This window comes from Chloracidobacterium sp., from assembly GCA_015075585.1.
Taxonomy (GTDB): domain Bacteria; phylum Acidobacteriota; class Blastocatellia; order Pyrinomonadales; family Pyrinomonadaceae; genus OLB17.
Genome location: JABTUB010000001.1, coordinates 1,241,011 through 1,254,138 on the forward strand (window position 1 = coordinate 1,241,011; position 13,128 = coordinate 1,254,138).

The window sequence follows — 13,128 nt, forward strand, 5'->3', positions numbered from 1 at the left end:
ATTCAGATGTGCGAAGAAGCCCAATCACCGGCTGAACAACTGGCAGATATTACACTTAAGCGACTAGTTGAAGCTGGTTTGGTTGCAGATCGTCGTTTGGATTCAATTAAGACCAAGCTGCTTTCCGGAGATGCGAGAGAGCAAGATTGGCGAATTTGGATCCTTGGCTCCCGAGCGGAAAGCGAGGACCGGAAGGAAGACTGAATGTACCGAAAAAGGATCAGGCGAATCGAACTTGAAAAGTTCCGCGGGGCTACAACGGCCACGTCGGTTGACTTCGATGTGTCGAAGCCGCTCGTCCTGATGTTCGGTGAAAATGGTTGTGGCAAGTCAACTATTTGCAATGCTCTGGATTTTGTTTGCAATCAATCATTTGGATCGCTTCAGTCGATCAGTTCAACTGACCATACTCACGTGGTATCGATAGGTTCTGACCCTTCGGAGCTAAAGGTTCGGCTCTTTCGTGATGAATCGAGTTGGGAGGCAAGTCAAAAAGGGCGACGGGTTAATGTCAGTCCGATTGACGGTTATCCTTCAGTTAAGATTCTGAGAAGATCCGAATTACTCAAGCTAGTTGAAGCAGCTCCCTCCGAGCGGTTTGAATCGATAAGGTCCTTTATTGATTTTGAAAAGTATGAGGTCAGCGAGCAAAACCTCAGAAATGCTCTAAGGACATCAAAACAGTCGGTCGAACGGAACGCCGAACTCCACACACAGGCAGTTAACCTATTAGACGCCATATGGCGAGAGCATGAAGGTCTCGGCGAAACTGCGCGATCGTGGGCCGAAGACATTCTTTCAAAGGATTTGGCGGATGTCAGAACATTGGTTTCTTTATTGAGCGCGGCAATAAAATCAATCGACACGTTCGAGTCTTGTAAAAATATTGCTGTAATAGCCAAGGAGAACGTCAACACAGCGCAGTCGAGTTTGGATGAGGTCACCAAGCAGGTTTCAGCTTTTGAAGCCGGCGGGACTTCCGGGCTTGCTCTAGTTGACATGCTTAATCGTGTCAAAGCTGTAATTGCCGAACCTTACAACGATAATGAGTGTCCTGCGTGTAAGTCACCATACGATCTAATTACTCTCCGAGGTGAAGTCAATGAGCGCATTCAAAATCTAAAGACTGCGGACGAGATCAATAAGTCCTTGACAACTGCAGAGGAAGCCCTAAGAAACAAACAGGCACTATTTGATGAGTCGAAGCGGCAGATGCAACAGGCAATTCGATCTGTTGAAACTGCTCTCACAATTCCAGTCAAAGAGTCAATCGACCATGGAGAACTTTCGGAGGAAATTACCCTTGCCTTCGAATCGGTTGAAACGATCACGGAACAACAAGTGCATTCGCTCTCGGAAGGTCTCGCAACGCTAAAAGCACCGCTTCAAGAGAAATTAAATGAGCTAAATCGTGAGTTGAATCTTTTCGATTCCTTAAAGCCTGCCGTCGAACAGATCGAGCGAACAAAGGACGATTTAGAATCCGAAAACGAAATGTGTAAGGGGCTGGACGCAGCTCTAAACATTGTCCTCAGATCGCGTCTTGAGTTCACCGGCGCAATACTCGATTCAGTTTCTGATCAGCTTAAATGTTATTGGGATGCTATTCATCCTGAAGAAACAGCCAAACTTACAAAGCTTGCCTTAAGTGAAACGACAAAGGGGTCTCTAAATCAATTTGGTTCCTTTGGTGAGCATGAAGACATAACACCACAAGCCTATTTCAGCGAATCTCATCTTGATACGTTAGGTTTTTGTTACTGGATGGCGATCGCGAAATATTCATCCGGTGGAGATATGACCTTGGTTTTAGATGACGTCTTTACCTCGGTCGATAATCAACATGCGTCCAGAATAGTCGATTTACTCCTGAAAGAGGCGGATAGTTTCAACCAGATCATTGTCGCAACTCATCAGCGGCGGTGGCACGACCTATTCAGGTTTGGAGTGAAATCGCAGCAAAAGGCAACGGTTCTTGAACTCGACACTTGGGATCATTCCAAAGGAATTGTCGTTTATCCGAGCGTGATGGAGATAGATAAGCTGAAGTCATTGGTCACCACTGGGCCGTTTGATCGGCAAGCGATCAGTTCAAAAGCCGGAGTCTTGCTGGAGCAGGCATTCGATGAACTTACAAAGCAGTATAGGTCTAAGATGCCGCGTGCTCATCGCAGTGAATACACGTTGGCTAACTATTGGGACGGAACCACCAAACTTTCCAAAAAGCTAAAGGTAACAAGGCCTGATAGCGAAGGAAATCAGGAAGAAATACTTTTTGAAGAAATACATCAGAAACTTAAGCCTTTCATCGGAACGCGTAATCAGGTCGGAGCACATTTTAATCCTACCGCCGAAGAATTTACCGACAATGACATAAAAGGACTCGCAGGGCTTGCGGTCAAGTTCGTCGAAATGCTGTTGTGCTCGTCATGCAAAGGTTTTGCGAACAGAAAGAATAAGAACGATGGAGTATGGCAATGCGATTGCGGTACAACTAAAATGCTGCCGTACGAAATATAAGAAATGGCAGTGAAGAAAACAAAATTGGAGTTGACGTGGATCGGGAAGGATGAGCGGCCGAGGTTGGAGCCGCGCATTCTTTTGGAGGATAAGGAAAAGTCTTATCATGCGGAGCATCGTGTTTCGGATAATGATATTTTCGACAATATTCTGATCAAAGGCGACAATCTGCTTGCCCTAAAAGCTCTCGAACAGGAATATACCGGAAAAGTTAAATGCATCTATATCGATCCGCCGTATAACACCGGAAATGCTTTTGAGCATTACGATGATGGAATAGAACATTCGCTTTGGCTTTCGTTAATGAGAGATCGTTTGGAGCTTCTGAGAAAGTTATTAAGTGAAGATGGAAGTATTTGGATTTCAATTGATGATGATGAATCACATTATTTAAAAGTTCTCTGTGATGAAGTATTTGGACGGATGAACTTTGTTTCTAATGTAATTTGGCAAAAGAAATTCTCACCGCAGAATGATGCAAAGTGGCTTTCAGATTCGCATGACCATATCTTAGCTTTTGCAAAAAATAAAGAGACTTGGAGACCAAATCTGCTACCAAGAACTGGTGAAATGGATTCTAGATATAAAAATCCTGACAATGATCCTCGCGGGGTTTGGACTTCTGCCGATATGTCCGTAAAAACTTATAATCCATCAACTGACTATGAAATAGTTACACCAAGCGGAAAAATACATCGCCCAGCAAAAAGTCGTTGTTGGATTTATAGTAAAGAAAAATTTGAAGAGCTTGTTAAAGATAATAGAATTTGGTTTGGAACTAACCAAGATAACCTTCCAAGAGTTAAAAAGTTTCTTTCCGAAGTTAATCAAGGAATTGTTACAAAAACCGTTTGGCTTCATGATGAAGTCGGACATAATCAAGAAGCTAAACAAGAAGTAAAACAATTTAATGATGAGGATATTTTTGCAACACCAAAACCCGAAAGGTTAATTCAGAGGATTTTACAACTTGGCACCAACGAAGGTGATCTTGTGTTGGACTCTTTTGGTGGTTCCGGAACGACGGCAGCAGTTGCTCACAAAATGAAACGCCGTTGGATAATGGTTGAGTTGGGTGATCATTGCTATACGCATATTCTTCCGCGTTTGAGGAAGGTGATTGACGGTGAAGATCAGGGCGGTATTACAAAAGCGATTGATTGGAAAGGCGGCGGCGGTTTCCGCTTTTACGAGCTTGCCCCAAGCCTTTTGAAAAAGGACAAGTGGGACAATTACATTATCAATCCCGAATACAACGCCGAAATGCTTGCGGAGGCAATGTGCAAACATCTCGGATTTAAATACGAGCCTTCGGACAGCATCTATTGGAATCACGGACATTCGACCGAAGCAGATTTTATCTATGTGACCACCCAGAACCTGACCCGCGAAATGCTGCAGGCGATATCGGATGAGGTCGGCGAAGAAAGAACTTTGTTGATTTGCTGTAAGGCCTTCAGAGCGGGGAAGAACGAGTTTCCCAATCTGACTCTCGAAAAAATACCGAACGCAATACTGAAACGCTGCGAATGGGATAAGGACGATTATTCGCTGCAAGTAGAGAGCCTGAAAATGAAGGAACCCGAAAAAGGAACGCAGATAGGATTGGGGTTTGAGGAGCCGGAAGATGCCGCGTAGCGGCGAATCGAGTTTAGCCGTGGGTTTCAACCCACGGTTGGAATATTTTTATGGTTTCCGTCGCGTAGTGACGGGTGAATAATTTCGATTTTCGTTGCGTCGCTACGCGACGCGGATGTTTTACTAACATTTCCGTGGGATGAATCCCACGGCTAAATTCTTGGGATCGCTACGCGATCAAAGCAGATATTGAATGACGGATCGCATTGTCAATACAATTTCAGCCCGCCTTTCCTTAAGGCCGCCGCAGCGTGAATCGCTGGAGATACTCGCGCGGCTAAACGAGATCGTTGAGTTTTCAAAAGAGACTGATGCGGCGGCAGCATTGGAAGTTATTAAGTCAGAATATCCGAACGTAGATGATTTTGAGCGCGATTTTCCGTCACTCTGTTTTGCTCTTGCGACAGGTGTGGGCAAGACAAGGCTAATGGGCGCGTTCATCGCTTATCTTAATCAGGCTAAGTCGATAAGACACTTTTTCGTATTAGCCCCGAATTTGACGATCTACAATAAACTGATAGCTGACTTTACGCCGAACACATCGAAATATGTCTTCACCGGACTCGAAGCCTTTGCGATAGAGCCGCCCGAAATTATCACCGGCGACAACTATGAATCGGGACGTGGCGTGCGTGCCGCTGACCTTTTTGGCGAAACTGCGGTTCACATAAATATCTTCAACATATCGAAGATCAACTCGGAGGTACGCGGCGGAAAAGCTCCACGCATTAAGCGGCTATCGGAATATATAGGCGAAAGTTACTTCAACTACTTAGCCGGACTGAACGATCTTGTTCTGTTGATGGACGAATCGCACCGCTATCGCGGCTCGGCAGGCATCAATGCCATTAACGAACTGAAACCGATCCTCGGGCTTGAGTTGACCGCAACTCCGCAGATAGAATCTGGCACTCGATCCGTTCCGTTCAAGAACGTCATATACAGCTACCCGCTGTCGAAAGCTCTCGATGACGGCTTTGTGAAGGAGCCGACCGTTGCTACCCGCGAGAACTTTAATCCGGCGAACTATTCACCTGAGCAACTCGAAACCATCAAGTTGGAAGATGGCGTCCGTATCCACGAAAGCACAAAAGTCGATCTGGAAACTTTTGCCAAGCAGAACGATCAGAAAGTAGTAAAGCCCTTTATGCTGGTCGTTGCTCGTGATACAGACCACGCGGGCGAATTGATTACAAAGATAAAATCGGACGATTTCTTTGAGGGCAGATATCGCGACAAGGTTATCACTGTCCATTCCAATCAACGCGGCGAAGAGGCCGAAGAAACAGTTAAGAGCTTACTTGCGGTCGAGGACCCTGCTGAGCCGACCGAGATCGTAATTCACGTCAATATGCTCAAAGAAGGCTGGGACGTGACCAATCTCTATACGATCGTCCCCTTGCGTGCGGCCAATTCGAAAACTCTGGTTGAGCAGTCCATCGGACGTGGTTTACGTCTTCCGTACGGCAAGCGTGTTGGCGTAAGCGCGGTCGATAGGCTGACGATAGTTGCTCATGACAAATTCCAGGAGATCGTTGACGAGGCAAATCGCCCAGATTCGGCTTTGAAGATCGTGCCGGTTTATATCGGCAAAGATATTGCCACAGAAGAAAGAAAGTCGGTTACTGTCGCCCCTGCGATAGAAACTGCTCTATTTGGACCTGATGCAACATCTTCGGAGGAACCGGCTGCCACCGCTCCGGCAGTTCAGCAGCCAAAATTTATTTTCGAAAATCCTTTGGATCGTGAAGTTGCACGGACGACATACGAGGTGATCAAGAAGTTCGAGCGATTAGGAAGTTCGGCCGAGCTGAAGACGCCCGAAATACAAGCGGAAATTATTCGCGAAGTGAGGGAGGCCCTTCCGCTTCCGGCCCAGGCTTCCTTCGCCGAAATGAATGAGGAGCCTGATTTTGAACGTATCGTCGAGAAGGTAACTGAGAAGTTTGTCGAGATGACAATAGACATTCCCCGAATCATTGTTCTTCCAAAGGGTAACGCTGAATGGTCCTACGAAGATTTCGAACTCGATACAGTAAATCTGAACCTGCAGCCTGTCTCGCAGGATATCTTGCTTCAAAGTCTTCAGAATAATCGTCGTGAAAGACTATCGGATCTTGACGGAATGCAGACAGAGATCGTTCTGGAGAACTACATCGTTAGATCGTTGATCGATTACGACGATATCTCGTACGATGACCACTCTGAACTGCTTTACGAGCTAAGCGGCAATGTGATCAAACATCTTCGATCTTATCTTACTGACGAAGGAGATGTGTCGAATGTGTTGCAGTATCATTCGAAGCGAATCGCCGAGCTAATCCACGCTCAGATGGCCGCTCATCAAAAGCAGAATAAGACTGAATACGAGGTAAGGACGACTAAAGGATTCGTTACTTTGCGGACTGCTGCATATTCGATCGATGCCTCGGAATTAGCTCGCAATTTCCGAGCCCCAGTCGATAATCCACAGCAGATTCGATCAATGCATTTTGGAGGCTTTCAGAAATGTCTCTATCCAATGCAAAAATTCGATTCGGATTCGGAACGTCGTCTAGCGGTGATTCTCGAAGACGATCCCGAAGTAATCAAATGGTTCAAGCCGTCAAGAAACACCTTGCAGATCTTCTACCATCAAGATCACCAGTACGAGCCTGACTTTATTGTCGAAACCATCAATGGGAAGTTTGTGTGCGAAGTGAAGCGAGAAGATGATATCGAGGATTCGACCGTCCAGGACAAAGCCAAAGCTGCTCGCCAATGGTGTGAACACGCTTCACTTCATGAGGCCGCCGTCGGCGGAAAAAAATGGTCCTACCATGTGATTCCACATACCTTGCTTAATTCAAATATGTCATGGGAGGGCTTAATACGAGTCGTAAGCTAACCATCAAAAGAAAGGAAATCTCAGATAAGGATAAGCACATCGTGTTTATGAAATCTGGCGGCTGCTGTGCGTTCAACTTAAAATGATTCGACTTATGGTGGCGAATTGACAAGGTTGTTTAGTATAGGTCAGGACTCAGACGCGGAAAGGTTTCTTGCCAAACGTTTTTCTGTAGGTAAATTCACGTACCCAAAGTGAACCGCGGACAGGCAGAACCTTGGACAAAGATGAATTTTCGTGTCGGCCTTTGAGTCACCCCACACATTGAACCATTTGAGATTCCACTTCATTCTAGCTGCTTTCGCTTTTCAGAATCACTCTGATCGTCAGGCGAGGGGCCCCTTGATCCAATCATTCTCTGTCAGGTTCTTTTTTTCTTGCGATTCTTTATGAAACTTGGCCGCTTATAAACCGGAGTGCCAAAGATCTGCTCCTCCAGCTTTTTGAACTGGACCTTTTTACACGAACCTACTTCGATCCGCTTGAACCTTTCAAAGCGTTTCACGAGAAATGTGTAACTGACTGGTGCAGGACAAGCGCTCTTAAATCGAACAATGTGCTCAGGCGTACACGCGGCCGGTGGGACACCGAAGTTTTCTAGGTCCGTCAACATCTCGGTGTCCGGGTAAATGAATTGTGCGGCGAAAACCTCCGCTCCGATCTCGACAAAATTATTGTCATCATACGCCCCGCATTTATGAACCCCGTCAAGGATCGCGTCGCGATCGACCCAGTGGTGCTTAAGCTCATGTACCAGCGCGAATATCTTCGGCTCATTCGGAAGGTTTTTGTCGACCATTACGGAGGGCTCGCCGTCAGCAAAGTAACATGCCTTGATCTTCCTGCCCTTTGGAACCCAGTAGTCGATCTTGACGCCCTCCGACTTGTATATGCTTCGAATCAACGTTAGGTTGATCTTCGAGGTGTCGATTTCGTAAAGCTCACGTTTTGTCATCGCGAGAGCCTTCATACGCTGATAATATTGTGCAGGAGTTTCAGGCATGCTCTCTCGATAGTGATCAGTGTGCCAGACGCCCTAATTGAGCAGTCAAGGTCGCATTTACGTTATTCTCCGCTCCGTTGTACAGAATCACGGGAGTTACTTACTAGCTATTTCGCTCTTCGTTTGTTCCTGGCTGCTTGAGCCTCCTTCAGACGTTGGCGACTCTTACGGAAAAGCGCGTATTCCGTTAGGTCGTCTATATCCTCGTCTTTGAGTTCTCCGAGGGCGCTGGTAAGAGCTGCCATTTTAGGTATCTCCGCGTCCGGAAAGAACACGGACACGTTCACCGAAAAAGCCTTCGCAAGTTTGTGTAGGTCCATCGCCGAAGGCTTGTACGTAGCGCTTTCCCATCTAGAAATTGTGTTCGCAGTCGTGCCGACCAACTCGGCAAGCTGCTCCTGATTGATCCCAACGCCATCGCCGAAGGCCGCGCGCAATTCGCGTATGCGATTTCCGATTGATTCGTACAAGTCGCTCATATAGATTCCTGTATTAGGATGCAAAACTTCCTGCAAAAGTTGACAAGAAAATGCTCGGACGATTAGGATATTAATATTCCCATAACAGGATATTACGAAATGGGTCGAATTTTCTAGTGGTTATGAGCATAAATAGCACGAAACGTGAATTTTCTGAAGAACTACCGGCTGCGATTCTTGACCGGAGAAGGCTACCAGACACCCAGTTCGACCTTCTCTGGGACTCGATCTTTCTAGAAAAAGACATGAAAGATCAGTTGGTAAATCAGGCCGTCGTCGGAATGACTCTCCGCGCGAATGGGCTGGGCCGCGAGGTGATTCCTACTCACGGTGTTGTATTGCTGATCGGACCACCTGGAACGGGTAAGACGTCATTGGCTCGGGGGCTAGCCTCGCGAATTGCCTCGGTGATCAGCGGAGGGGCAACGTTCCTGGAGATAGAGCCACATGCGCTTACTAGTTCGGCAATGGGCAAGACGCAACGAGAGATAACCAAGCTTCTTGGTTCGACAATTCCTGAATATGCCGCAGCCGGACCCGTCGTTGTGCTGCTTGACGAAGTCGAAACTTTGGCAACCGACCGGCAAAAACTGAGCATGGAGGCAAACCCTATCGACGTGCACCGTGCGACTGATGCGGTGCTCGCCCAACTCGACCATCTTGCCGAGAAATACTCCCGGTTACTGTTCATCGCGACTAGCAATTTTGAGGGAGCGATTGACGAAGCCTTCCTATCACGATGTGATCTGGTCATACAGGTTCCGCTTCCGAACACGGAGGCTCGACGGTCAATTCTCAAAGACACGATTGAAGGATTAGGAAAACAATTCCCTGCGGTTCGCAAACTCATTAGCTCGACTGAGTTCGAGAAGGTCGTCCAGATCTCAAACGGCGTCGATGGGCGAAGCTTACGAAAAATGATTGCGAGTGCGTGCGCTTACAAAAAGGAATCCGCGATCGATCCTGGAAAACTTACAGCGGAGTCTCTGTTAAAAGCGGCAGTAGCTCTTGCGGCCACAAAGCGAGGGAAATAAGGAAGGGGAGTTTTATGTCCACAGTAGCAAGACGTATTGCCGCAACGCCGGCGCGAACGGCGACCAGTACTTGGTCAGTAATATCCGAACTACTGTCGAAAGAAGGCTCGACTGCTCGTTCGGAGCTCAATTCAATCGAAGGATTGGCCGCGTCGCTAATCACCGACGAAGTATTTAGGGACGCGCCAGTGATAGTTTCCGGCAGTGGACCGCAGGTCCGGATCTATTGCGTCTACGGGGAAGACTCCGTTGATGGGAATGGCGTAAACGAGGATGTTCTTGCTTTCAATGCGACCGATGGCGACTGGAAGATGTCGCTTCCGTGCAATGCAGAAAACCTGGATTGGGTGACGAGGGAACTTTCGAACAAGTCAGAAAGGATAACCGCCCGCGATTCCGCCAAGGATAGTGGGGCGAGGAAATCAGCGGCCGCGGCAAACGCGGCCCAGATCGATGTGGAGGCATTTCTAAGGTTATGAGTGCTACTGCTGTTGGCGTGTATACACACGTCCATTCATATAACTTTGTTACTAACCAGCTTCTTAACTCGGTTAAAGAGATCGTGCGAATGAGCGGTCTCGATCCGGCGAAGATGTCCGGCCAGTGGGCCTCGCTTGAGTTGGGTATCCATACCTGGCTTGCCGATGGTGACCTTGAGAGCGTGTATCTGGAGATCTATAATTCGCGAACAGACAAACTCGTCAGGCGATGGGACTTCGACATCTCATACAGCAAATCTGGAGATGGGTCCTTCTGGCAGGACCCGGATGATATTCGCTATCACATTGAGAAGGCCGGTCTGAACCCTGCCAACTGCGACTACGAGATCTTGACCACGACGGCGCCCGGGCGACGAAACGTCGCCGGGTGGTCAAGGTGCTCGCTGCGCTCCACGGATGGGTTCGTCAAACAGAGCATCGGGACAACGATCGGAGCCGGAGGCATCTCCAGCGGCACGAGCTATTGGAGGGAAAAGTAAGCCATGATCACCGTACAAGATGCTTTCAAAAAATTCAGGAGTCGCCTCGAACTCAACGACCGCGAACAGCAGGACGCATCACATCGTCAGCAAGATATTCGCCGTGTGATGAAAGGGGCGTTTGTCGTGGATCGAGATTTCCTCACGGGATCGTATGCACGGCACACCAAAACGAAACCGTTAAAGGATGTCGATATCTTTTGCGTCCTAGGCGATAGTGAAAGGCACTACCGAGACAAGGCGCCGTCGGCCTTGCTGGCAGATGTAGAGAAGGCCTTAGCGGATGAGTATGGAAAGGATAATGTTTGTCAGCAGCGTCGATCGGTCTGTGTCGACTTCGGGATCCGCGAGGACGAGAATGGTGAAACGGATGACAAAGTCGTCAGCTTTGACGTAGTTCCTGCCTTTGATGAGGGAAAACATTACGAGATCCCGGACAAAGACATCTCGGCCGGATGGACGAAGACCGATCCGGAAGTCCATGCCGACAAGGCAGTCGCCGCACAGAAAGCCTATGACAGGGAATGGAAGGGCCTGGTCCGGATGATGAAGTCGTGGAACCGTGAGCAGGGGAAACCGATCAAGCCCGGTTTTCTGATAGAGGTGATGGCTCTCGACGTCTTATACCCACCGTGGGGCGGGAGCTATGCGCGAGAAATGCAGGCGTTTTTTGCCACCCTCGCGGCGAGAATCTCGGAGAGGTGGCCCGATCCCGCAGGACTAGGTCCGGACGTAAGTGACCGCATGACTCCTCAGATGTGCGCAGATGCAAAGAATGCACTGCTGGCTGCCGAACAGAACGCGACATACGCAATCCGGCTCGAACGAGAAGGAAAGAATGGGGAAGCACTTAGGACATGGCGGAACATGTTCGGCAAGTTGTTCCCGCTCTCATAATGCGCGCTCGTGGGCGATGGGAAAGTACTTTATGGGTGAACAAAGCGCGGCAAGGATCGGTGGGGATGACTACCAGCACTTATATAGTTGGTACGCGATGTTGCAACTGCTTGACGATAGCGGCGACTTCGATCACGTATATGTCGAGCACCCGAAGGCCGGCTCGGCGGACGACATCACGATGCACCCTAAACCAGGTCGGAAGATCGCCGCGAGATATTACCAAGTGAAGTGGCATCGGACGACATCGGGACAGTACGATTTCGATTACTTTTTGCAGGTCAAAAAGCCGAGTGTTACATCCTTGCTCCAAAAGCTCTTCGAAAGCTGGAAACAATTGAAAGACGATAGTTCGGCCGAGATCTGGCTGGTGAGTAATTGGCCCGCCGCGACGGATTTCGGTGAATGCATACGTGAAAGTTATGAGCTTGATGAATCATTTCATTCCAAGGGCCCACATTCAAAATTGGGCAAGGCCAGGAAGCGATGGTGCGAAAGTCTAAATGGCGATGATCGAGAGGTAGCTGAGTTTTGTCGGGCCTTACGGCTCAGATTGGGCTTTGGAAATACGAACGATCTCGCTGAGAGCGTAGACGATCGGATGTCGCGTTACGGACTCAAAAGCGGAGACGGGCCGCGAAAAATCGTGCTAGGTTCCATTCGGGAAATCATCAAAACGGGTGGATCAAAGAAGAAAGTTACCCGTGAATCGCTTCGTAAATTCATTTCTGAAAACGACTTGTGGGCACAGGCGGTTGATAACCCTAAAGTCAGCCTGACAATTCACGGCTGGACGAAGGAACTGTTCGATCCAGTGCCTACGGTTGAGATCGACTGGACTGGTTATATTGATCGTCCGACTCGACGCGTTCCGAGCCAGGCGGAATGGGAATGCTCACTTCTTCCCGAGTTACAAAAAGCTAAAAAGGTTTTTCAAAACGTCCCTGAGGGTCGCTATATCGATTTCCGCGGAAAGCTGCCTTTGACAACGGTCTTGGCTGTCGGCGCTGAGTTTCCTGATGTAGGGGGCTTTTCGTTCCGGACGCAACAGCCGACGGGAACGGAAACCAATTTATGGCGATCGGACACTCCGCCTACTCAAGCAAGGTTTAGATATGAGGCACTAGTCGGGAGTGATCAAGGCGAAGACATTGCACTTTTTCTATCAATTTCTGGCGATGGCCGCGCCGATGCAGAGAATTTTCTCGATGAGAATCGCGGCACGACATCCGGTCTAATCTACGCAGAGCCCGACAGCGGTCCCGGACAGGCGGCTATTAGAACTGCGGGAGATGCCGTCGCGCTAGCCGACCATGCTAAGCAGTTGATTCGTGAATCACGAACAAAATATCGCGCAAAGCGTGTTCATCTAGTCCTGTTTGCTCCAGCCTCATTTGGTTTATTCCTTGGCCAAAAGCTGAATGCGGTTGGCAGGATCGTTACGTATGAAAGGACTGCCGACGGAGGCTACCAAGAATCTGTGACAATCGCTACGGGATAAAGTCGCATCGGCCAAGAAGGTTGACCACTGCCATTGCTTATTGCGGTCCCGATTCGTTCGGTTTGGATGGCAGACATTTGCTTCTTTCCGTCTACAGGGTTTCTCTGCGGGTAGACTTTCGGACGCGAAGATCAGTCCAGAAGTGTAGGAGAAATCCGCTATCTCTGGTGCAATCGCAAGCATACAGACG

General features: G+C 48.5%; 11 protein-coding genes. 9 read left to right on the forward strand and 2 right to left on the reverse strand.

The features are described 5' to 3' along the window. Window positions 1-6 precede the first annotated feature (6 nt). The 4 genes from HS105_05660 (at window position 7) to HS105_05675 (ending at window position 7,045) form a co-directional block, all read left to right on the forward strand. Entirely contained in the window at window positions 7-204 is a 198-nt protein-coding gene (locus tag HS105_05660; protein MBE7516080.1) for a hypothetical protein, read from the forward strand. Further along, window positions 205-2,520: an AAA family ATPase gene (locus HS105_05665; protein MBE7516081.1), complete on the forward strand. Its 2,316-nt coding sequence runs from the start codon at window positions 205-207 to the stop codon at window positions 2,518-2,520. Window positions 2,521-2,523: 3 nt separating this feature from the next. Beyond that, window positions 2,524-4,158, forward strand: a complete 1,635-nt coding sequence (locus tag HS105_05670) for a site-specific DNA-methyltransferase (protein MBE7516082.1) — start codon at window positions 2,524-2,526, stop codon at window positions 4,156-4,158. A 193-nt stretch (window positions 4,159-4,351) separates the two neighbouring features. Further along, a complete protein-coding gene (locus HS105_05675) occupies window positions 4,352-7,045 on the forward strand; it encodes a DEAD/DEAH box helicase family protein (GenBank protein MBE7516083.1) in 2,694 nt (897 codons plus the stop codon). Between the two features lie 361 nt (window positions 7,046-7,406). On the opposite strand, the gene HS105_05680 is transcribed toward HS105_05675, so the two are convergent. Together HS105_05680 and HS105_05685 are read right to left on the reverse strand one after the other, a co-directional pair. Further along, window positions 7,407-8,048 (reverse strand): ImmA/IrrE family metallo-endopeptidase, encoded by a 642-nt coding sequence (locus HS105_05680; GenBank protein ID MBE7516084.1) that lies wholly within the window; start codon window positions 8,046-8,048, stop codon window positions 7,407-7,409. 107 nt (window positions 8,049-8,155) lie between these two features. Beyond that, window positions 8,156-8,527 carry a helix-turn-helix transcriptional regulator gene (locus HS105_05685; protein ID MBE7516085.1) on the reverse strand — a complete coding sequence of 124 codons (372 nt, stop codon included), beginning with the start codon at window positions 8,525-8,527 and terminating at the stop codon, window positions 8,156-8,158. Window positions 8,528-8,649: 122 nt separating this feature from the next. Between HS105_05685 and HS105_05690 the strand changes: the two genes are divergently transcribed. From HS105_05690 to HS105_05710, 5 genes are read left to right on the forward strand one after another with little or no spacing between them, the layout of a single operon-like run. After that, complete coding sequence (locus HS105_05690; protein MBE7516086.1) at window positions 8,650-9,561, forward strand: AAA family ATPase; 912 nt, start codon at window positions 8,650-8,652, stop codon at window positions 9,559-9,561. A gap of 14 nt (window positions 9,562-9,575) precedes the next feature. Next, complete coding sequence (locus HS105_05695) at window positions 9,576-10,040, forward strand: hypothetical protein (GenBank protein ID MBE7516087.1); 465 nt, start codon at window positions 9,576-9,578, stop codon at window positions 10,038-10,040. Continuing rightward, a complete protein-coding gene (locus HS105_05700; protein ID MBE7516088.1) occupies window positions 10,037-10,540 on the forward strand; it encodes an HORMA domain containing protein in 504 nt (167 codons plus the stop codon). Before HS105_05695 ends, HS105_05700 begins: the two co-directional genes overlap by 4 nt. Window positions 10,541-10,543: 3 nt before the next feature. Then, entirely contained in the window at window positions 10,544-11,437 is an 894-nt protein-coding gene (locus tag HS105_05705) for a nucleotidyltransferase (protein ID MBE7516089.1), read from the forward strand. Window positions 11,438-11,468: 31 nt separating this feature from the next. After that, window positions 11,469-12,938, forward strand: coding sequence for a DUF4297 domain-containing protein (locus tag HS105_05710; protein ID MBE7516090.1), 1,470 nt, complete (start codon window positions 11,469-11,471; stop codon window positions 12,936-12,938). The last annotated feature ends 190 nt before the right edge of the window (window positions 12,939-13,128 follow it).